18 protein-coding genes are annotated in these 20,375 nt (G+C 60.4%); 12 read left to right on the top strand and 6 right to left on the bottom strand.

Annotated elements, in window-relative coordinates; genetic code table 11:
* Positions 1-146 precede the first annotated feature (146 nt).
* Complete coding sequence (locus U4Y88_RS06255) at positions 147-1,367, bottom strand: acyltransferase (RefSeq protein WP_321782953.1); 1,221 nt, start codon at positions 1,365-1,367, stop codon at positions 147-149.
* 550 nt (positions 1,368-1,917) lie between these two features.
* On the opposite strand from U4Y88_RS06255, the gene U4Y88_RS06250 reads away from it, so the two are divergent.
* Complete coding sequence (locus U4Y88_RS06250) at positions 1,918-3,063, top strand: methyltransferase domain-containing protein (RefSeq protein WP_321782951.1); 1,146 nt, start codon at positions 1,918-1,920, stop codon at positions 3,061-3,063.
* Between the two features lie 15 nt (positions 3,064-3,078).
* Here the strand turns inward: U4Y88_RS06250 and U4Y88_RS06245 are convergent, their stop codons facing one another.
* Positions 3,079-3,531 (bottom strand): hypothetical protein, encoded by a 453-nt coding sequence (locus tag U4Y88_RS06245; protein ID WP_321782949.1) that lies wholly within the window; start codon positions 3,529-3,531, stop codon positions 3,079-3,081.
* Between the two features lie 208 nt (positions 3,532-3,739).
* Positions 3,740-4,033, bottom strand: coding sequence for an XRE family transcriptional regulator (locus tag U4Y88_RS06240; RefSeq protein ID WP_321782948.1), 294 nt, complete (start codon positions 4,031-4,033; stop codon positions 3,740-3,742).
* Positions 4,034-4,300: 267 nt separating this feature from the next.
* Here U4Y88_RS06240 and U4Y88_RS06235 point away from each other — a divergent pair, with 267 nt between their 5' ends.
* From U4Y88_RS06235 to U4Y88_RS06215, 5 genes are all read left to right on the top strand, one after another.
* Positions 4,301-4,549: a hypothetical protein gene (locus U4Y88_RS06235; protein ID WP_310633727.1), complete on the top strand. Its 249-nt coding sequence runs from the start codon at positions 4,301-4,303 to the stop codon at positions 4,547-4,549.
* Positions 4,546-5,007 carry a glycoside hydrolase family protein gene (locus tag U4Y88_RS06230; RefSeq protein WP_321782946.1) on the top strand — a complete coding sequence of 154 codons (462 nt, stop codon included), beginning with the start codon at positions 4,546-4,548 and terminating at the stop codon, positions 5,005-5,007. Before U4Y88_RS06235 ends, U4Y88_RS06230 begins: the two co-directional genes overlap by 4 nt.
* Before the next feature lie 78 nt (positions 5,008-5,085).
* A complete protein-coding gene (locus tag U4Y88_RS06225; RefSeq protein ID WP_321782944.1) occupies positions 5,086-5,994 on the top strand; it encodes a hypothetical protein in 909 nt (302 codons plus the stop codon).
* Between the two features lie 47 nt (positions 5,995-6,041).
* Positions 6,042-6,560, top strand: a complete 519-nt coding sequence (locus tag U4Y88_RS06220; protein ID WP_321782942.1) for a hypothetical protein — start codon at positions 6,042-6,044, stop codon at positions 6,558-6,560.
* Positions 6,557-7,267 carry a hypothetical protein gene (locus U4Y88_RS06215; RefSeq protein WP_321782940.1) on the top strand — a complete coding sequence of 237 codons (711 nt, stop codon included), beginning with the start codon at positions 6,557-6,559 and terminating at the stop codon, positions 7,265-7,267. Before U4Y88_RS06220 ends, U4Y88_RS06215 begins: the two co-directional genes overlap by 4 nt.
* Positions 7,268-7,446: 179 nt before the next feature.
* Here U4Y88_RS06215 and U4Y88_RS06210 read toward each other — a convergent pair whose 3' ends face one another.
* Positions 7,447-9,144, bottom strand: coding sequence for an FkbM family methyltransferase (locus U4Y88_RS06210; protein WP_321782938.1), 1,698 nt, complete (start codon positions 9,142-9,144; stop codon positions 7,447-7,449).
* Between the two features lie 517 nt (positions 9,145-9,661).
* Between U4Y88_RS06210 and U4Y88_RS06205 the strand changes: the two genes are divergently transcribed.
* The 6 genes from U4Y88_RS06205 (at position 9,662) to U4Y88_RS06180 (ending at position 17,016) form a co-directional block, all read left to right on the top strand.
* Positions 9,662-10,225, top strand: coding sequence for an SOS response-associated peptidase (locus U4Y88_RS06205; RefSeq protein ID WP_321782936.1), 564 nt, complete (start codon positions 9,662-9,664; stop codon positions 10,223-10,225).
* A gap of 265 nt (positions 10,226-10,490) precedes the next feature.
* Entirely contained in the window at positions 10,491-10,835 is a 345-nt protein-coding gene (locus U4Y88_RS06200; RefSeq protein ID WP_321782934.1) for a hypothetical protein, read from the top strand.
* A 471-nt stretch (positions 10,836-11,306) separates the two neighbouring features.
* A complete protein-coding gene (locus U4Y88_RS06195; RefSeq protein ID WP_415774398.1) occupies positions 11,307-12,470 on the top strand; it encodes a transglycosylase SLT domain-containing protein in 1,164 nt (387 codons plus the stop codon).
* A gap of 73 nt (positions 12,471-12,543) precedes the next feature.
* Entirely contained in the window at positions 12,544-13,797 is a 1,254-nt protein-coding gene (locus U4Y88_RS06190; RefSeq protein ID WP_321782932.1) for a lactonase family protein, read from the top strand.
* 401 nt (positions 13,798-14,198) lie between these two features.
* Positions 14,199-15,149 carry a choline ABC transporter substrate-binding protein gene (locus U4Y88_RS06185; protein WP_321782930.1) on the top strand — a complete coding sequence of 317 codons (951 nt, stop codon included), beginning with the start codon at positions 14,199-14,201 and terminating at the stop codon, positions 15,147-15,149.
* Positions 15,150-15,369: 220 nt separating this feature from the next.
* A complete protein-coding gene (locus U4Y88_RS06180) occupies positions 15,370-17,016 on the top strand; it encodes an APC family permease (protein WP_321782928.1) in 1,647 nt (548 codons plus the stop codon).
* Positions 17,017-17,149: 133 nt separating this feature from the next.
* On the opposite strand, the gene betA is transcribed toward U4Y88_RS06180, so the two are convergent.
* The gene (gene betA, locus U4Y88_RS06175; RefSeq protein ID WP_321782926.1) at positions 17,150-18,871 is read right to left on the bottom strand and encodes a choline dehydrogenase; all 1,722 of its coding nucleotides are present in this window, start codon (positions 18,869-18,871) and stop codon (positions 17,150-17,152) included.
* 11 nt (positions 18,872-18,882) lie between these two features.
* Positions 18,883-20,352, bottom strand: coding sequence for a betaine-aldehyde dehydrogenase (gene betB, locus U4Y88_RS06170; protein ID WP_321782985.1), 1,470 nt, complete (start codon positions 20,350-20,352; stop codon positions 18,883-18,885).
* Between the last annotated feature and the right edge of the window lie 23 nt (positions 20,353-20,375).

The raw sequence follows: 20,375 nt of genomic DNA, 5'->3' as shown, positions 1-20,375 counted from the left end.
AGTGGGTCAGTTTCTACTGCAAATCAACAGACTTCGTTACGATCGGATCGACATGGGATGGGACCAAGTTCAGCACGGCCGTTGCCGCTGATTAACGCGCATTTGGCAGTAATCCACATTGGTGGGGGCGCCACCATTTAGCGATGTCAGTGCTCCGCGTGTTCGGCTAGTGCCGGGGAAGCGGCCTCAGAAGTTGTTGGCGCGTTTGCCATGCTTTTAGCGGCAAGCTTTCCCCTGTTACGAAGTGGCGTTTCGAGAAGGCGATAGTTAAGCTCCGCCAAGCCGAAAGTTAGCACGATGAACGTCAGAGCGAACCGAAGCGTGTAATTCGGGCCGAACGCAGTACCGCGAGGCGAAAGCCAATCCCAAACTTGGGCTGTCAGATAGAGGTTGAACGCGTGGACGATGTAAAGCGCATACGACCTCGATCCGATGTAGATGAAGATGGGTTTCAAAGATCGACTGCGTACGATGTAGTCGCGATCATAAGAGGCGATAAAAACGATCATTGCCGCGACAAGTGCTACCAACCCCGTGGAGAATGGGACGACCTGAATCTTCGAGTCGTTACCGGGAATTTCGACCAAAAGATAGAGCAGCAGCGCGAGGGCTGGGATCGCCACAAGCCTCTTATTCATAAAGGTCGGAGTAAGAATGGCGTGATACTTGGTCCGCTCAAGCATGGCGAGAAGGACACCGAACAGCAGTGCATCAGTCCGGATAGACCACGCGAATGTGAGATTGGCGCGCGGAATGAAAAACTGAATTGCGATAAGGCCGACCAGGACAGCCGTGAGCCTCTTTTTCGGCACGAAGAGGAATACCAGCGGGAGCGCTAGATAGAACTGCTCTTCCAGCGAAAGCGACCACCAAATGACGGTCCCACCGCATGCAGCCTTGTCTAGCTGTGCTTGGCATGACCAGATATGGAAGTTCACGACATGCATCACGACCGCCGAAAGATCGGCAAACGCAAGTCGAAAATGCGGGAAATAATTCACGCCCGGGATTGCGACGGCAGCGACGACTAGCATCGTCGCCCAAAACCACGACGTCGGCCATATACGATACGCGCGACGGATCCAGAATGCGAAGGTCGCGCGCCAAAACTGCTCGCGATTTTCGCTTTGCTCGTACCGGCCAATCAGATCGCGCGCGATCACGAAGCCAGAAATGACGAAGAAGAGATCAACGCCAGCCCACAGCGCGATGTAATTCTCCATGCCGAGAAGCTTCGCGTTTTGCCATTTCAGCACGAATCGAAAGTGCCCAATGATGGTCAGCAGGATTGCGACAGCGCGCAGTGCTTCGATGTCATCAATTCGACCCGATGTGACCCGGTCTCCAGTCAGTCCAAACTCTCTCACCGCATGTCCTTGTTCTTGAAATCATCAGCAATTGACGGCCCCATGATTCCGTCAATACCTGCCTGATTTTTGAGCGAAGGCTATGCAATACGCCTGGCGCTATCTGGCAAAGTGCCGAGATTGTAGCCTTACCCAAACTTTCGATCTACAGAATGAGTAATAAGGCGTAACTTGAAATTTTTCTCAAAGAATGATTGAGGTTGCGCCCACACCGATCCGCGGAGATGGGTAACGCCTGGAACGAGTAGCGCACCATGAGCACGTGCGCGCCGGTCGCGAGGTCCGGATAGGGATTCCACTTCTGGCTGACCTAAAAGTAGCGTCCCGACTGGGAAAGCTGCCCGCGCGGGATCGATGCGTCCGCGGCGCCCACCCCACCTAGTTGATCGTCTTCCGTGAGAGGCTTCCTTGTGGCTTGTTCTAGTCATAGTGCGCTTCGGGCATGTCTGCAGTTGACCCTTGTTCGCCTCATCATGTAGCTAAGCAGGAGCGGCTTTTCATTCTGTGAAGTATCATTTTCCATTCGTCCCTCCTTGGCTGATGATGCGAAATGAATCGACGCGAGCAGATTCTGAAGTACATCGACAAAGATCAATTGGGTATTGAAATCGGGCCATATTGGTCGCCGCTGACGCCCAAGCGTGAAGGCTACAATTGCCTTGTGATGGATGTATTCGATACGCAGACAACCCGAGGCAGGGCTGCAGAGAATCCAACACTATCGGCCGAAAATACCGCAAAGATAGAAGAGGTCGATCTTGTCGGATCATGCACGCATATTGATCAGATCGTTGAGCAGGCTGGTCGGCTCGGCGAGTTTGATTACATCGTCTCCTCGCACAACTTTGAGCATTTGCCAAATCCGATTCGATTTTTGCAGGGCTGCGCAAAGGTTCTGAAGCCGGGCGGCGTAATTTCAATGGCCATCCCTGACCATCGCGCCTGCTATGACTATTTCCGTCCCGTTACAAGGCTGTCAGATTGGCTTGACGCATGGCTTCATGATCGAAGTCGCCCAACGTTCGCTCAAGCATTTGACGATCAATGGGTCAGAGCGGCTTACGATCACCACGGCGTTCCGCACGGCAGTTTTTTCCAAGGGGTTGACCCTGACTTGGTTTCGGCCGCCACAACGTTGGAGAAGGAATTCTCGGAGTGGAAAGCGCGCATGGCATCGCAAGATGCCGCATATCATGACGCGCATTGCTCGGTATTTACGCCATCATCGCTGGAGCTATTGCTCAGGGATAGCGCCTACCTTGGCTTGATTCAGTTCGAAGTCGTTGAAATTTCCAGTTCTCCTGGCGTCGACATTTTTATACATTTGCGGCGCTCCAGTTCTGTGGACGCGCTTCATCCAGCCGACTATCCTAAAAATCGAAATACCCTATTGCATCGCATTCTTGACGAGGGGGCGGATGCGTCGACATTGGGAAAGAAAAATCGACGCACTGATTTTGATCAGATTGAGACACAGATAGATGTCGCTCGCAACGAATCCGACATCTATCGGAGTGCCTTGGAAGATGTACGGGCAGAACTTGGGCAGAGCTATCGAGATTTGCACGCCGGACAGGACGAAATCAATAGGTTACGTGACGCGCTTGCGGCAGTGAAGGGCTCCACCAGTTGGAGGCTCACGGCACCAATTCGGAGCCTGAAACGGGTCTGTAACCGACTGCGGCAAGCGACCTAATGCGAAGCTTCGCCACTAAAACTGATAACGCATCATTAAAACGTGCGCGCCCCTGGCGAGGCCCGGATAAGGATTCCACTTCTGGCTGACCTGGTAATAGCGGTATGACAGGGACAGCGGGCCGCGCTCGATCGATGCGCCCGCGACGAATCCGACCTGCGCGACGGTCTTGTGCGAGAGGTCATCCCACTGGCCGCTCAGGTCGTACAGCGATTCGTGCCACGTTTGCCAATAGACCCATGCGCCGGCCTCGGCGCCGAATCGCCAGCCGCGGTAGGTGTAGCCGACATCGAGCGTAGCGGGAATGCCTTGCAGGTGGCCGTGGCCGTTGAACGGGCTGTAGCGCTCGCCCGCGTAGTCTACGATCTGGTGCGTCTTGGGGTTGTACTGATCATCGGGCACGCCCATGACCGAAGCGCGCTGCTCGCCGAGGTAGGTGTAGCCCCAAGGTGCCGGCGCACATCCCACGGGCCGCTCGCACAGACAGGACCGGTGAATCCGGCGAGGAGCGCCGGGAAGGTCAGCTTCTCGCGGTTGTCGGGCGCGCCGTCCTGAACCCACACGCCGTCGCCCATGTCTTTCGCGACACCGAAGCCGACGCCGGCTTCGAATTTGATGTGGTCGCTGATGCTATCGGCGTGTGCCTGCAATGCCGCGGCGCAACCGAGCGCCATCGCTACAGCTGCTGCTCTCCATCGGGCGCCGGGGAGTCGGAGTTCAAATCGATCGTCGCACCGATGTGGCGCATGCGCTGCAGGACCTTCTCGAGGGTCTTCTCGTCGAGCTCCATGCGCGCGGCCGCGAAGAACAGCGGGAGCGGGCTGATTGGTTGCGGCTGCTCGCCGCCCGTGTACTTGCGCCAGTGCCTGCCGCCCGAGAGGCCGAACAGACTTGCCATCTGCGCGCTGCTCAGGCCGAGCTCGTCCTTGAGGCGCGCAAGATCTTCCGGCGAAGGCGGGTGATAGAGCATGACGTGCGTTTCAAGCGCCGATATGAGCGCGAAAGAGATGGAGCATGGTTTTCCTCATCGGATGTGGGCCGCACGGAAGCGCAGCCTCTGACCGATAAAGTAGGCCGATTCGGCCTATGTGTCAAGTAAAACGAAGCCGCCTTTGGGCGGCTTTTTTCATTTCTGGCCGCCGTCGTAGCGGTCGCTTTCACGGGGATCTCTTTGAACCACGAACAGATCGAGAGGCGCGCTGCAGACCAACAGTGGCGCCGCGAAATGGAGTCCCGCATGACGAACTTCGAGCAGTCCATGACGGAGTACAAGGCAGCGCTCGCCGCTAACACGGAAGCGACATTGCGCGTCGAGTCGAACACGATTGAGCTCGTCGAGCTTTTGAAGATGGCGAAGAGCGGTATCAGTTTTTTCGCCGGTACCGGCCGCGTGATTCGCAAGGCGGTCATCTGGTTCGGGCCGTTCATCACAATCGCGGCGGCCCTTTGGGCGATGGCGCATGGCAAGTGGCCGGGGGAATCGTGAACCTGACACTTCTCTATGCCGAATTGCGCCGCGATGAGGGCGTGCGCACGACGCCGTACAAAGACACGAAGGGCAAGCTCACCGTTGGCGTGGGGCACAACCTCACGGCCACGCCTCTGCCTGCCGGATGGGCGTATCCGCTCACGCAGGCTCAGATCACTCAATTGCTGGTCGCCGACGTCGCCGACACGCTTGCGCAGCTCGACGCGCGCGCGAAGTGGTGGCGCACGCTCAGTGAAGTTCGTCAACGCGTCGTGGCGAATCTCGCTTTCAATCTGGGCGTCGACAAATTCCTCGGCTTCGCGCGCGCGATCGCCGCGATGAAGGAAGGCGGCTGGGATACGGCTGCCGACGAAATGCAGTCGTCGCTGTGGTTCAAGCAGGTCGGCGCGCGCGCCGCGCGCTTGTGCCAGGCGATGCGCACTGACGTCATGCCGGTCGCCGCTGGCGTTGCCTAGAAATTCCTCACACGCATATTTTCAGTTTATGCGTGTCACGCAGATGCCGCCTTTGGGTGGCTTTTTTCGTTTACGTCCATGTCCGTCGAACAGATCCACACCGAAAAAGAAACGCTTTCCGTCGAGGTGAACATCCCGGGCCACGAGTCGCGCAAATCGACCGCGCTGTTCGAGCGCACGCGCAAGCAACTACTCGCGCGCGACGGCGCGCGGTGCTTCATCTGCAATACGACCGCAGAAGAGTCTGGGCATCCGCTCGAGGCACACCACCATCCGATCGAGCGCAGCTTCGCGGAAATGATTGACTGGGATCGCTTCAAGCAGGACGCGCTCGCCGGTTTCTGGGGCGAGTCGATCCGTGCATTCGACTGGGCGTCGTTCACGCACTGGGAACAGTTCGTCGACGACATGACCGTCAACGGGCTTCTGCTGTGCAAGGCGCATCACACCGGGAAAGACGAGGGTATTCACGCGCTGCCGTTCCCGATCTACATCGCCCGGAAGTACGGCCGCGATGGCTATCAGTTCTCGCCCGTCGAAGTCATCCACCACAAAAGTAGGAGCCTCAATGAACCAGACATCCAGCATCGTTACCGGCGGCATCACGATCAGCGCGGCGACGGTCGAGCCCGTCGTGAGCTGGGCGCTCGGCGCCATCACGCATGCGCCGATACTGGCAAGCGTCTTGGCGCTCGTCACGGGCCTCATCTGTGTGGGCGTGCATGCCGCGATCAATTACCTGAGCGCGCGCGGCGCAGTGAAGGGCACCACGCCGCCGGCGCAGGCGTGATCCGCGCGGCCTGCGCCGCGTTCGTGCTCGCCGGGTGCACGCACGTGCAGGTGCTTCCCGTCATCAACCCGGACACCTACGACGTCTCCTGCTGTGTCGCGTATGCGGAGATTCCACCGTCGACTCGTCTGAGCGTCACGGTGAAAAAGAGCAACACCAGCTTTTCGATCAAGGCCGGCGCGCGCTGGCAATTCTGAAGTCCACTCCTGCCGCGCCTGCAGCATATCTCCAGAAGGCATCCACCATGAAGAAGCTTTTTGCCGCCCTCGCGGCAGGTATCGTCGCGCTCGCGCTTTCGGCATGCGGTTCGACCGGCACGTCGACGGCGACGTCGACCAGCGTTGCGGCCACGGCCGCGACCATCCTCGCGAACCTGCAGACGGTCGTCGTGAACGGCTGCGCGGTCGTGCAACCGACACTCGAAAGCCTCAGCTCGATCGACGCGAGCGTGAGCGCCGCAGCGACCGCGAATGGCCTGTTCTGCACTACCGCATCGGCGATTACGGTCACGTCTGCTCAGACGCTGCTCCACACCGGAATTCCGGCGGTGATCAGCGCCGTGAATGCGTCCACGTACATCCAAGCCGCGCAAAAGCCGATCATCGTGGCCGCGCTCAGTCTGTTCGAGCTGACCGTCAAGAATGCGATCGCGGCCTACAACAACTCGATCGGCGCGGTGCTGGGCACGACGGCGGCCGCCGGCGCTGCGGCGGCATCCGATTCGGCAGCTTCAGCGCCCGTAGCGGCGTCGAGCGCGTCGTGAACTTCGCCGAGATCCTCGCGGCCGCGTGCCGCGCCGACGCCGCGTACATCATCGACACGGCGAAGGCGCGCGTCGCGTTCGATGCGCTGGGCTACACGTGGATCGGGCAGTTCAAGGACAGCCAGGCGGTGCTGTCGCGCGACGCGGGCGGAGCCGTCTATCTGTCGATCAGCGGCACGCGCTTCAGCGACGGAAAGCTCGGCGACCTGTTCGACGACATCACCACGTTCCCCGTCAGTCTCGACGGCGGCGTGCAGGTGACGCACGGCGCCTACGACGGCTGCTCAGATATTTGGGCGTGGGCCAAAGCGCAGGTGCCGCGCGGCACGGTGTTCAACGTGGAAGGGCACTCGCTGGGCGGCTGGCGTGCGACGTACACGCCACTGTTTTTGCCAGCCGCGCAGATCGGCGCGCTGCACGCGTTCGAGCCGCCGAAGGGCGCGAACCTCGCGTACTTGCAGAAGTACAGCGCGGAGCTGGCGCGCCTCGTGATCGTCGGAAATGGTGCGGTCGTGTGGTTCGGCTATCCGCGGCTGGATGGGCGATGGATCCACCGCCCGGGTGAGATGTTGCACCTGCTGCCGACTGGGTATCGGATCATCGACACGTCGGCATGGCCGGGAGGCCTCGATCTCGGCGATCACGACATCGACCTGGTCGTGAAGCGACTTGCGGCGATTGCCGCTGCTCCGGCGGCGACTGCTTAACAGGCTGTGGCCTGTATTTGCGCAATACAACCCATAGGCTGTAACTGGCTTATGGGTTGCTCTCTAGCCAGCCGATTCCGGCTGAGCGTCAAACTGTGACGATTTCCAGGCGCTATGCTAGGGCCACGACGGCCTCAGCGATCGTATCGATCTTCGTTGCGTGCTTGTTCCGGTTTACATCACAAGGCGGCAAGCGATTCCAGCGGATACGGAGCGCGCCAGTTCAACTTATGCAAAGGCGCTCCGGCAGCGAGTTCGGCCACGTCGTCTCTTTCAAGCTCAGGTTGCGCTGCGAACCGCATTTGCATTGCATGGGGTGCGTCGGCGGAGAACTTTGCGCAAGCGGCCCAAGACGCAGCAAAGTGAGCGTCGCGCTCGACCAATAGCTGAAACAGATAGTGGAACCAAAAGTACGGGAAAGTGGAGGTCGTGGTGACGGCAGCGATTGGATCTTCCGGGATGCCTTCTATGGCTTCGCGAGTAGACGACCAAAATTCGCTGACCTTCTGCCACCACGCCTTGACCATCGAGTTCGCAGGAGTTGCGGCAAGGAACCACGATGAGATCGGACGGTCGGGCGCTGGTTTCTCAAAGGCGAAGAACCCACTTTCTGTCATCCTTGCGGGCAGCCAATCGTCTAGAGGTTGCGTCGGAAAGACGGTCGCATCCACCCAAATACCTCCAGTCTCATGAAGTAGTCGCAGACGAACCACGTCGGACAGGGCCTGATGCGTCAGAGTATCGAGCTTAATCCTTGTGCCGGCAAGCAAGCGAAGCACTGCGGCCCGATCGAGGATTTCCAGCCGATAGTGCGGATTCAGCCGGGCCCAACGTTCGAAATTGAGGCGTACCAGTTCGGGCGCATCTTCCCGACCTTGCAGCCACAGAGAATAGATAATTTTGGGTACAGTCGGCACGCTCGCGTCGCGCGCGGCATTCTTATCGTTCAGGTCCTTCGTTTTTTGAGTCGGGCGCCGCAGGGCGTCAAAAATGCGCGAAATAGTGCCGCGGGGGCGAGATTCATCAGCATTAGAGAGTGTTCGTGACGGATCACGCAGATGTGCAAACATCACCAGTCCACGTTGCCGCACTTCGTAGCCGAGAGATTCAAGGCGCATGCGAAACTCGTCAGCAGGGCTTTCGCCGTTGCGTTCTGGGCTAACATCAATTGCCACTTTCCGAGGTCTCATGTCGGCGAGTCCCGCAAAGACTTCGAGCTCGACACCCTCGGCCTCAATTTTCACGAAATCGTAGCGATCAATATTATTCGCGCGGGCATAGTCTGCCAGCGACACGACTCGAATACTCCGCCTCTCGATGACCGTTCCGTCGTCGGGTAGTAGCAGCGAGTGCTCGACGCTATTGGCCGAGACATTGAGCGTCATTTCGTCGGAATGGTCGTAAAGTCCACATTCGTTCAGCTTCGCGTTCGCCGCATCTGAGAGATTTCGACGGGAGCAGTTTGCATTTTCTCGATCAGGTTCGAAGGCGTGCAACTGGCTTGCGATGCGCGACGCACTAAGCGAGAAGCCAGAGACATAAGCGCCGCAATCTACTACGACATCACCGGGCTGCACTTCGACGAAACCCGGCAGGCAGTACTTGCGTTGCAGCCACTCTTCATAACCGTAGACAATATGGCTGAGCTTAACGAGCGGCACCGGCCGAGGAAACGTGATTTCGCGCCCTGCCTGCGACGCGACGACGTAGTTTTCTTCGACGCGAAAAGTCGTTTTCGTTAGTCCAGGAGTGCAAGCCGAGAAAATTTCATAAAGAACCAGCCGTTCCGGTTCTGGCAAGACGGCCGCGATTTTTCGGAGCCGAGCCTCTTGCTCTTGCACGAACGCAGACTGATTAGGAAAAAATTGGTCGCTCATGGGCCTAACGCGGGTATGTATTCATTATTGGGGAAACCACGATTGCCCGAATGGTACGGCATTTCTGTTACCTAGAGTTACACCACCTTGCGCCCAGATCGCAAATGTGGCGGCGTCGCATTTACTTTCTGTGGGTCGGCACGCTCCTCGAATGGCTGCTTCCCAATCGAGCCGATCTGCGCCTGCTGGCGCGGCGTCGGTTTGTCTTCTAAACACGGCTCCGCGTTGAGCTCGTTCTGAAAGTACTCCCAACCCGAATTTGGAATCACGCCGCGGCCGCTCTGCGAAAGGAAGTGGCGGACCTGATTCGCGCGCAGCTCGTCGCGCGCAGGCGGTGGGTCTCCCACAGCAGTTCGAGCACCACGGGGTTCGGGGGCTCGTCCCAGACCTGGGCGAGGCGTTCGGATGTGAGTGGTGGGGGATGGCGCAGGGCGAGCTTGATGCTGTATGGATGTACAGCATTGCCGGGCTTGACGGTATTCTGGCTATTATGAGAAACCGCCTATCGGAGCTGTCCATGTGCACGAACTACGCTGCCGCGCGCCGTGTTCGCCTGTTCAAACAGTTCGGCGTCGAGCTGCCCGATTGTCCGTGGCGGGACGAGGTTTACAAGGACTATCCGGCACCGATCATTCGGCGTGGAAGCGACGGCGTGCAGGCCGACGTCGCGACGTTCGGGATCGTGCCGCGCAAGCACATTCCGCCGGGCGTTCGCGTGTTCGACACGATGAACGCGCGCGCGGAGACCGTGGGCGAAAAGCGTTCGTTCAGTGGGGCATGGAAAAAGCAGCAGCTCTGCCTTATACCGTGCGAGGCGTTCTACGAACCCGACTACGCGACCGGGAAAGCTGTGCGCTGGCGCATTGGCATGGCCGACGGCGCGCCGTTTGCGATCGCGGGCCTGTGGCGCGAATGGACGGAGGAAGGAGGCAAGGCATTCTCGTTCACCATGTTGACGGTCAACTCTGCCCAGCACCCGCTGATGAAGCGATTCCACAAGCCAGGCGACGAAAAGCGCTCAGTGGTGATCGTTCCGCCAAGCGAATACGAGGGCTGGCTGTCGAATCGGTCGATGGACTAGGCACGTTCGTTCCTCAACCTGTTTCCGGCGAACCTGATGCAAGCCCAGCCATTTCCTGCGCCTCAGCACGCGGTGAAGGCGTGCAGCACGGAGGGCGAGTAGGCCATGCAGGTGGATGACGAAGCGAGGGCAGAACCGCTCTGTTTTCTCGTGGTGTAGCACCGTGCCTCCAACGCGGTGTGTTTTACGTGATTAGCATAATTGCCATACAAAAGCTTAAGAAACGCGTGGGCTGGCCGATAAGCAGGTTTTTAGGACCAGAACCGTGGGTTTTCTCGATACATTCAACCTCTTTGTCCCGATTTGCGTCAAAGCACTCTTCTTCGGCGGTGTGGTCGGGATCGTCTGGTATCTGATTTGCGAACACATGGATTGGGGATGGAAGGTCCTGGTTGGCGGGCTCATCGTGGGGGCGCTTCTCTGTGTTTCGCCCCAACTATGGGATTTGATCCAGCTCTCGCGGGATGACGTGGACGCTTTCGTGGATCTTCGAAGTCAGCAACTCACTCCAGATACGCTGTGGTCCTTGATCAAGGCGAAGCTTGTTTGCTATACCATCGGCGTCGTGCTCGGCAGCGCGGGAGGGAGTAAATTCTCTGGGGCTTGGTGAGGGACAACCTCAGAGGGGGACGTGCAGGGGGGTGATAGGATTGAAAGTTTATATAAATCAATGGCATACATCCCCGGTAACCCCCCTCGCACCCCAGTGCATTGGGTTCGAACCCCACCCGGCCCACCAGGTCATACGCACTCGAATTACGCTTCAATCGTCACGTTGAAGCACAAAAATGCCGGCCCTTATGGCCGGCTTTTTTATTATCGGCGGGCTTGTTCATCATTCGCGTATCGCTCGAACGCGCACACGTTATTGCTTCATTTTCCCCGCGATTCCGATGCATTCTGAATCGAAACTGAATCGGCAGTGATTGCTCACGATTGAGCGCGATTGGCATTTACCATCAAACCTTTTTAAAATCGGCCGATATTGCGATTGGCACCGTGACTCACCACGCGATTCGCACCGTATTTCACACCAGGATTCACAACAAGATTCCCACGCGCGAACCAGGCATTCAAAAACATGCAGTACCAGAAAACCATGTCGATGGCCGCCGCGCTGGGCCGCTGCCTGCTGTGCGCGCTGATCGTCTGCGCGATGCCGCGGCTCGCCGTTGCCGATTGCATCGACGATGCCGCAGCCTTCCAGCACGTCAACGTCAGCTTGATGCGCGCCATCGCGCAGGTGGAATCGGGCACGCAAACTCGCGTTATCAATACCAATAGCAACGGCACCGTCGATATCGGCCTCATGCAGATCAACAGCTCGTGGCTGCCGCGTCTCGCGCAGGAAGGGATTACCGAGCAGAGCCTGTTCGATCCCTGTACCAATGCTTATGTCGGCGCCTGGATACTCGCGGAAAATATCCGCCAATTCGGCCCGACATGGAATGCGATTGGCGCGTATAACTCCCCATCGGCCGATAAGCGTCTCGCGTATGCGCGTAAGGTTTATGCTGCTGCCCAATCGCTGTCCAGTTCGCCGGATTCGTCCATGCCCATTTTGCCGCCTTCGTATATTCCGCCTCAGGACTACAACCCGTTTGCGACGCTGGAAGTGAATCAGCCGCACGTGGGCGCCGCGCCGCGCGTGCCTGCCGCGTTGGTGGCGAAGCCGGGGTCGTCGGCGATCGCGTCCGCGCCGCCTGGCGCGTATAACTTCGGCTGGGCGGTGTCCGGCGCCGATGCGGCGAAGCCCGTCCAGGTATTCGACGACGGCGCGAAGATCTATGTCCAGTTCAGCGATATGAAGCGCGCGCCCGCCATTTTCGCGGACACGCCGCGCGGGCGCGTCGTGCTGCGCTGGGAGGCGCAACCGCCTTATGCGGTGATCGTGTCGTCGGAGCAGCGGCTCATTTTCCAGATCGGCGGGGCGGAGGCGCGCGCGCAGCGAACCGGCACGACGCCGACGCCATCGATACAACCGACGGCCAATGCAGCAGCGAATGCGACGTCGGCCGCCTCGGCGCCATCAGCCAGCGCGCGCAACGCAGCCGATAAAACGGCCGATGCGCTCTGGTACGCGACCATGTCGCATCCGATTCCCGCATCGGCGAAAGTCGCGGCGCAGCCCGAGCCGGTTGCGGCGGTGGCCGCGCCTGCGGTCGCCGCGCCGGTGCCGACGCCCGCCGCGAAGCCTGCTGCCTCGAATTCCGGCACCAGCGCGCTCTGGTACATCACGAAATAAACGCGTGCGGCGAAGCGCCGGGCGTGGGGCACAATCCACCCGATCGCAATCTGGCAAAAAAAGAGGCAAGTCGATGAGCAAGGCCCCGATGATTGAAGTCCCCGGTTCGACGACGCGGCGCGCGGCGTCCGCGATGGGTTCGGGGCCGCGTGCGAACGAGGCGCACGGCGCGGGATCGGCCCAATCGTTGGACGATGCCGCGCCAGCCGCGACGCATGACGGCAAGACGCTGTTCGCCTATGTCGGCACCTATACGCCGCACGGTCTCGGCATCCATCGATTTCGCGTCGATCGCGCGACGGGCAAGCTCGACGCGCTCGAACCGGTGCAAGGCATCGAAAATCCGGCCGCGCTGGCGATCGACGCCCAGCAACGCGTTCTGTACAGCGTGAGCGAGGTGAGGCAGTACAACGGCACGCCGAACGGTTCGGTCAGTGCGTATGCGATCGAGCCGGGCACGGGCGCGCTGCGTCTGCTCGGCACGGTCAATTCGCAGGGCGCGGCGCCGGTGTATCTGAGCCTGCATCCGACTGGCCGCTTCCTGCTGGTCGCGAACTATCACAGCGGCAGCGTGGCCGTGTTGCCTGTTGCGAGCGACGGCACGCTGGGCGAAGCGGTGTCCGTGCAGGCGCCGCAAGCGCCCGCCGGTGCGCAGCACGCGGCGGAGGGCGTGCCGGGCAGCTTCGCGATCAGCGATCACGACGGCCCGCACGCGCATGCGATCGTGCCGTCGCCCGATGGCCGCTTCGCGATCTCGACCGATCTGGGCGTCGATCGCACCTACGTGTGGCGGTTCGATGAAGCGAGCGGCGCGCTCACGCCAGGCGAGCCGCCTTATGTGGCGGCGTCGCCGGGCGCGGGGCCACGCCATGTCGTGTTTCATCCGAACGGACGCTATCTTTACGAGGTCACCGAGGAAGCGTCGACGCTCGTCTGTTATAGCTACGATGCGCAGCGCGGCGTGCTCACGCTATTGCAATCGGTTTCGACGCTGCCGCCCGGTTATCAAGGCACGAGTTTCGCCTCGACCATCCTGCTCTCGCACGATGGCCGCTTCGTCTACGTCGCGAACCGCCTGCACGACACGATCGTGCAGTTCGGCATCGACGAGCATGGCCTCGTGCATCGTATTGCCGAAACGCCGACCGGCGGCGATTATCCGCGTGTGATTCGTTTCGATCCGTCGGGGCGCTTTCTTTATTCGTTGAATCAGCGCAGCGATCATATTGCGATTTTCGCGGTCGATCAGGCGAGCGGCAATCTGCACTTCACGGGGCATTACGTGGGCGTGGGCAGTCCGTCCGATATTGCGTTTGTCTGGGCCTAGCCGCGCGCAAAGATAAGGACTCGATGGTATCTCGATCGAGTCCTTCTTGTGATTCAATCAATTCGATATCCTGATCATTTTTCGAGTGCATGTCGTAGCGCACGCCAAAGTCGCTTCGCACAACGCCGCAATCTGAATAATTCTTCAGCGTTCCCCGTCAGCGTTTCGAAAACGCTCTGAAAGCTTGGCCGGCATCCGCAGGTAAATTGATCGTTCAATCAATATAAACCATTGTTCCAGGCGCATTGCCAGCGCGTCTTGTCGTTTCCGCGCAATTGCTCGTCGCAATTGCTACGTTGACCGGTTTTTTGCCGGACGACCATGTGTCATGGGCTGCACGGCGTCGCGGCGGCCCGTCCATGCGGAACCGACCGACGCTGTGCAATCCCAAGGAGAACAAGATGTGCCGATTCCAGACACTGCAAGCCTGCGCGCTCCTGTTTGCCGCAGCCGCCTGTTCGAGCGCCTTTGCCGCTGACCCGGCCCAGTGCAAGGCTGTGCGTTTCGCCGATGTCGGCTGGACCGATATCGCCGCGACCACGGGCGTGGCCTCGACGATACTCGCGGGCCTCGGTTATGCGCCGACGAAGACGATCGCATCGGTGCCGATCACGTTCGCGGGGATCAAGAGCAAGCAGATCGACGTGTTCCTCGGTTATTGGTCGCCGACGATGGACCCGATCATCGAGCCGTTCACAAAGGCGGGCACGATCAAGGTGCTGCAAACGCCCAATCTCGTCGGCGCGAAATACACGCTCGCGGTGCCCGATTACGTGTATCAGGGCGGTCTGCACTCGTTCCAGGACATCGCTAAATACGCCGATAAATTGCAGGGCCGCATTTACGGCATCGAGCCCGGCAACGACGGCAATCAGCTGATCCAGAAAATGATCGACGGCAATCAATATGGCCTCGGCAAATTCAAGCTGATCGAATCGAGCGAGGCGGGCATGCTCGTGCAGGTGAACCGCGCGGTGCGCGAGAAGCAATGGATCGTCTTCCTTGGCTGGGAACCGCATCCGATGAACGTGCAGATGAAGATCGATTACCTCGCGGGCGGCGACGACGTATTCGGTCCCAACTACGGCGAGGCGCGCGTGCTCACGGCAGTGCCGCCCGATTACAGCGCACGCTGCCCCAACGTGGCGAAACTCGTTTCGAACCTGCAATTCACGACGGCCATCGAAAACCATCTGATGGTGCCGATCGCCAACAAGGAAGATCCGAACAAAGCCGCCGCCGACTGGCTCAAGACCAATCCGCAGGTGCTCGACAAATGGCTCCAGGGCGTCACGACGCTCGACGGCAAGCCCGGCTTGCCCGCCGTGCGCGCGTATCTCGGCGCGAACTGAATGGGCTGGGCATCGAGCCGGGCGCGCCTCTTGCTAATACGCGCGGCGGCATAGGGAATCGGTGCGCGGAACAATCTTTTGAATCTCGTGCGTGGCGCGCGTTGAATACGCGATGCCGCGCACGCGCGTCAGCACGTTTCCGCACGCGTTTGCATTCGCCGTATTCCCCTATTGGCCCGGTGATTTTGGCTGTTTAGCGTTCAACGAGAGGAGGAGGCAGATGGAGCAAGCGGGATTTCGACCGCGCTCGGCCGACGAGGCCGGCGCTCGCAGCGCCCACGGTCATGCATTGCAGCGCGGGCTCACGTGGAAAGACGCGTTCTGGGTCACGAGCGGCGTGCCGGCGGGCGTGCTGTTCACGATCGGCGGCGTATGCGCGACCATCGGTCAGCCCGCCTGGGCGATCTGGATCGCGTCGATCACGATGGGCCTCGTGCAAAGCGCCACGTATGCGGAAATCTCGGGACTCTTTCCGCATAAATCGGGCGGCGCATCGGTGTATGGTGCGATTGGCTGGGTGCGATACAGCAAGATGATCGCGCCCGTTTCGGTGTGGTGCAACTGGCTCGCGTGGTCGCCCATGCTCGCGCTCGGCTGCGGGCTCGCCGCGAATTACGCGCTTGCCACCTTGTTCGCACCTGATGCCGCCATCCTGCAATGGCGCTGGACGCTCGCGCATCTCGACTTCATCAAGCCCGGTCTCACGCTGCGTATTAACGCGACATTTCTGATTGCGGCCGCGTTTCTGCTCATTACCTTCCGGCTGCAACATAGCGGCGCATCGAAGGCCGCGAAAACGCAGAAGATACTCGGCATCGCTTCGCTCACGCCGTTATTGATCGTCGGCCTCGTGCCATTCGTCACGGGCGACGTGCCAGCCACACATCTCTTTCCCTTGCTGCCACTCGGCCACGATGCGCACGGCAATCTCACGGCCTCGTTCTTCGGCGCATGGAACGGGCAAGGCGTCGTCATGGCATTGGGCGCGATGTTCATGGCCGGTTGGGCCTCGTATGGTTTCGAAACCGCGGTGTGCTACACGCGCGAATTCCGCGATCCGCGTCGCGATACGGCGCGCGCGATCTTCTGGTCCGGCGCTCTGTGTCTCGTCGTGATGACGCTCGTGCCGCTCGCGTTCCAGGGCTCGCTGGGCATGCAGGCGATGCTCGACCCGCGCATCGGCGACGGCACCGGCGTGGGCACCGCCATGGCCACGATGGTGGGCGGCGGCGCATGGGTCGGCAACGCGGTGGTTGTCATGCTGATGCTGTCGATTCTGCTGATCGTCATGACGTCGATGATGGGATCGTCGCGCACGCTATATCAGGCGTCGCTCGACGGATGGCTGCCGCGCTATCTTTCGCGCGTCAACGAGCATGGCGCGCCGACGGCCGCAATGTGGACCGATCTCGGTTTCAATCTCGTGCTGCTCGCGATGTCGGACTATATGACGGTGCTGTCGATTTCGAATGTCTGCTACATGCTGTTTGTTTTTCTGAATCTGCAATCGGGCTGGATACACCGCATGGATCGCGGCAAATGGGAGCGGCCGTTCCGTTGTCCCACGTGGCTGCTCGTGCTGGGTGCGCTGTGTGGCTACGCGAATCTTGTGTTCGTGGGCGCGGGTGCGAATCTGCAAGGCGAGGGCACGTTACGCGATGGTTTGATTGCGATGCTGCTGATCGTACCGGTGTTCGCGTTCCGCCATTATCTTCAGGATCGCGGACGATTCCCGGCGGGCAGCGCGCTCGATATGGAAGTGGAGGTTCCGAAGCGCAGCGTCTGGTTGAATCTCGCACCGTATGGTGCGCTGATTGCGGCGGCGCTGACAATCGCGGTCTCGCACTATTGGGCCGCTCGCGTTTGAATCGTTGATAGTGTGTGCAAGGCGCTGCGTGGGAGTCGGATTCGTCGATTCCGCGCAGCGCCTTTTTTTGCTGGACGAAAAAAACTGGGGCTTCATGTGAAGCCCCAGTAGTTTGATTCAATGCGCTATTGCATCAAGAGATCGCCTGAGCCTGTTTCTCCGGGCGCGTGGCGGCGCGTGTCACCTCGCCGCCGCGCGCGGGCGCACCATTCGCCACATAATAGTCCGCCGTCGAACGCGCCAGTGCCTGCTTGCCGCGAATCCGGTCGGCGATCTTTTCCGCCATCATGATCGTCGGCGCATTGAGATTGCCGGTGGTGATGAGCGGCATGATCGACGCATCGACCACGCGCAATCCGTCCAGCCCATGCACGCGGCCTTCGTTATCCACGACGGCCATATTGTCGTAGCCCATCGCGCACGAGCATGACGGGTGATATGCCGTTTCGGCGCGCGCTCGCACGAATGCATCGATTTCCGCGTCGCTTTTCAATTCGGCGCCCGGACTGAGTTCTTGTCCACGGAAGCGATCGAGCGCTGGCTGCGCGATGATCTCGCGCGTGATGCGGATGGCGTCGCGAAACTCGCGCCAATCGAGCGCCTCAGCCATATAGTTGAAAAGAATCGACGGATGCTGGCGCGGATCGCGCGAGCGCAGCTTCACGCGTCCGCGGCTCGGCGAACGCATCGAGCCGACATGCGCTTGAAAGCCGTGCATCTTGATCGCATTCGAGCCGTTGTAATTGATCGCCACCGGCAGAAAGTGATATTGAATATTCGGCCAGGGATCGTCGTCGCGCGTGCGGATAAAGCCGCCCGCTTCGAAATGATTACTCGCGCCGATGCCGGTGCCGCGGAACATCCATTCGAGACCTATCGCCGGCTGATTGTGCAGCAGCAGTGCAGGGTAGAGCGACACGGGCTCCTTGCACGCATACTGCATATACATTTCCAGGTGGTCCTGAAGATTCTGTCCAACGCCCGGCAAATCGAGCACGACAGGAATATCGAGTTCCCGCAACCACGCGCCCGGACCCACGCCCGAACGCTGCAAAATCTGCGGCGAAGCAATCGCGCCCGCGCACAGCAGCACTTCGCGGCGCGCATAACGCGTGATGCGCGCGTGGCCGTCGAGAAACACCACGCCTTGCGCACGCTTGCCGCTAAAGAGAATGCGATCGGTGACCGCGTGCGTGACGATATCGAGGTTCGAACGGTGTTTCGCCTGATCCAGATAGCCGCGTGCGGTGCTCGCACGCCGGCCTTTCGCCGTGACCGTGCGATCCATCGGACCAAAGCCTTCCTGGCGATAACCATTGAGGTCGTCGGTGTGCGGATAGCCTGCTTGCACGCCCGCTTCGATCATCGCTTCGAATAGCGGATTGACGCCGGGCTTGCTGGTCGTGACGTGTACGGGACCGTCGCCGCCGTGATAATCGTTCGCGCCGACGTCGCGCGTTTCGGCCTTGCGAAAATACGGCAGGCAATCGCGATAGCTCCAGTTTTGAAGGCCTTCGCGCTCGGCCCAACCGTCGTAGTCGAGCGCATTGCCACGGATATAGCACATGCCGTTGATCAGCGACGAACCGCCCAGTCCCTTGCCGCGCCCGCATTCCATGCGCCGGTTGTTCATGTGCGGTTCGGGATCGGTTTCGTAGGCCCAGTTGTAGCGCCGCCCTTGCAGCGGATACGCGAGCGCTGCGGGCATTTGCGTCCGAAAATCGAAACGGTAATCGGGACCGCCCGCTTCGAGCAGAAGCACGCGAATGTTGCGGTCTTCGGTCAGCCGCGTCGCGAGCACGTTACCCGCCGAACCCGCGCCGATGATGATGTAGTCGTAGTCTTGCGCTGCCATGCCGGGCTCCCTCAAAAGACGGGCTGATACGGTCCCAGTTCGACCTGGACGGATTTGAGGCGCGTGTAGTGTTCGAGCGTCGTGATGCCGTTTTCGCGTCCCACGCCGGATTGCTTGTAGCCGCCCACGGGCATTTCGGCAGGCGATTCGCCCCAGGTGTTGATCCAGCAAATACCGGCTTCGAGGCGATGAATCACGCGATGCGCGCGCGAGAGATTCTCCGTGACGACGCCCGCGGCGAGACCATAAAGCGTGTCGTTGGCGCGCGCGATCACTTCGTCTTCATCGCTGAACGAGAGCATGCACATGACCGGGCCGAAGATTTCTTCGCGCACGATCTTCATGTCGTCGCGGCAATGGGAGAACACCGTGGGCGCCACGTATTGCCCGCGCGCGAACGCGCCGTCGACGAGCCGCTCGCCGCCCGCGAGCAAGCGTGCGCCTTCGCGCTTGCCGCTCTCGATGTAGCCGAGCACCTTGTCCAGTTGCGCCGCGCTCGCGAGCGGGCCGAAGTTGGTGGACGGATCGGTGGGCTGGCCGATACGAATGCGCGCCACGCGAGCGAGCACGCGCGCCTCGAATTCGTCTCGTACGGATTCCTGAACGAAAACCCGGGTGCCGTTCGTGCACACCTGGCCCGCGCTGAAGAAGTTGGCCGTTACGGCGATGTCGGCGGCGCGGTCGAGATCGGCGTCTTCGAACACGATCAACGGCGACTTGCCGCCGAGTTCCATCGTCACTTCCTTGAGCGACGAACCGCCCGCCGCGGCCATGACTTTCTTGCCCGTTTCGACACCGCCGGTAAACGAAATCTTCTCGATACCCGGATGAGCGCTGAGCAGTGCGCCCACGCGGCCATCGCCTTGCACGACGTTGAACACGCCCGGCGGCACGCCCGCTTCGATATAGATTTCCGCGAGCTTTGCGGCGGAAAGCGGCGTGATTTCGCTGGGTTTGAAAATCATCGCATTACCCGCCGCGAGCGCGGGCGCCGATTTCCAGCACGCGATCTGAATCGGGTAATTCCAGGCGCCGATGCCTGCCGTCACGCCAAGCGGTTCGCGCCGCGTATACACGAACGAACTCTCGCGCAGCGGAATTTGCTGGCCTTCGAGTGCGGGCGCGAGGCCCGCATAGTATTCGATTACGTCCGCGCCCGTGACGATATCGACGGCACGTGTTTCCGCGATGGGTTTGCCGGTGTCGTGCGTTTCGAGTTCGGCGAGCGCGTCGTTACGCTCGCGCAGCAGCTCGACGGCGCGGCGCAGGATGCGCGAGCGCTGCATGGCCGTCATCGCGGCCCAGACGCGCTGGCCTTCGCGCGCGGACTGCACGGCGCGGTCGATATCGGCGGCGCTGGCTTGCTGCACCGTCGCGAGCGTTTCGCCACTGGCGGGATCGAGCGTGTCGAAAATTTCGCCACTGGTGGCGTCGACGTACGCGCCGTGAATGAAGAGGCGTTCGAGCGGGTAGTGAGGCATCGGGGGCATCGCCATGACTCCGG

Source organism: Paraburkholderia sp. J94 (genome assembly GCF_905220285.1).
GTDB lineage: Bacteria > Pseudomonadota > Gammaproteobacteria > Burkholderiales > Burkholderiaceae > Paraburkholderia > Paraburkholderia tropica_A.
The sequence above is the reverse complement of the archived record's forward strand: the minus strand, read 5'-3'. Positions and strand labels throughout refer to the sequence as shown.

Excerpts from the sequence above, each read along its gene's own strand:
- U4Y88_RS06250 (WP_321782951.1), top strand. The coding sequence starts at position 1,918 with ATGAATCGACGCGAGCAGATTCTGAAGTACATCGACAAAGATCAATTG.
- U4Y88_RS06240 (WP_321782948.1), bottom strand. The coding sequence starts at position 4,033 with ATGCTCTATCACCCGCCTTCGCCGGAAGATCTTGCGCGCCTCAAGGAC.
- U4Y88_RS06235 (WP_310633727.1), top strand. The coding sequence starts at position 4,301 with ATGACGAACTTCGAGCAGTCCATGACGGAGTACAAGGCAGCGCTCGCC.
- U4Y88_RS06225 (WP_321782944.1), top strand. The coding sequence starts at position 5,086 with ATGTCCGTCGAACAGATCCACACCGAAAAAGAAACGCTTTCCGTCGAG.
- U4Y88_RS06220 (WP_321782942.1), top strand. The coding sequence starts at position 6,042 with ATGAAGAAGCTTTTTGCCGCCCTCGCGGCAGGTATCGTCGCGCTCGCG.
- U4Y88_RS06210 (WP_321782938.1), bottom strand. The coding sequence starts at position 9,144 with ATGAGCGACCAATTTTTTCCTAATCAGTCTGCGTTCGTGCAAGAGCAA.
- U4Y88_RS06205 (WP_321782936.1), top strand. The coding sequence starts at position 9,662 with ATGTGCACGAACTACGCTGCCGCGCGCCGTGTTCGCCTGTTCAAACAG.
- U4Y88_RS06195 (WP_415774398.1), top strand. The coding sequence starts at position 11,307 with ATGCAGTACCAGAAAACCATGTCGATGGCCGCCGCGCTGGGCCGCTGC.
- U4Y88_RS06190 (WP_321782932.1), top strand. The coding sequence starts at position 12,544 with ATGAGCAAGGCCCCGATGATTGAAGTCCCCGGTTCGACGACGCGGCGC.
- U4Y88_RS06185 (WP_321782930.1), top strand. The coding sequence starts at position 14,199 with ATGTGCCGATTCCAGACACTGCAAGCCTGCGCGCTCCTGTTTGCCGCA.
- U4Y88_RS06180 (WP_321782928.1), top strand. The coding sequence starts at position 15,370 with ATGGAGCAAGCGGGATTTCGACCGCGCTCGGCCGACGAGGCCGGCGCT.
- betA (WP_321782926.1), bottom strand. The coding sequence starts at position 18,871 with ATGGCAGCGCAAGACTACGACTACATCATCATCGGCGCGGGTTCGGCG.
- betB (WP_321782985.1), bottom strand. The coding sequence starts at position 20,352 with ATGCCTCACTACCCGCTCGAACGCCTCTTCATTCACGGCGCGTACGTC.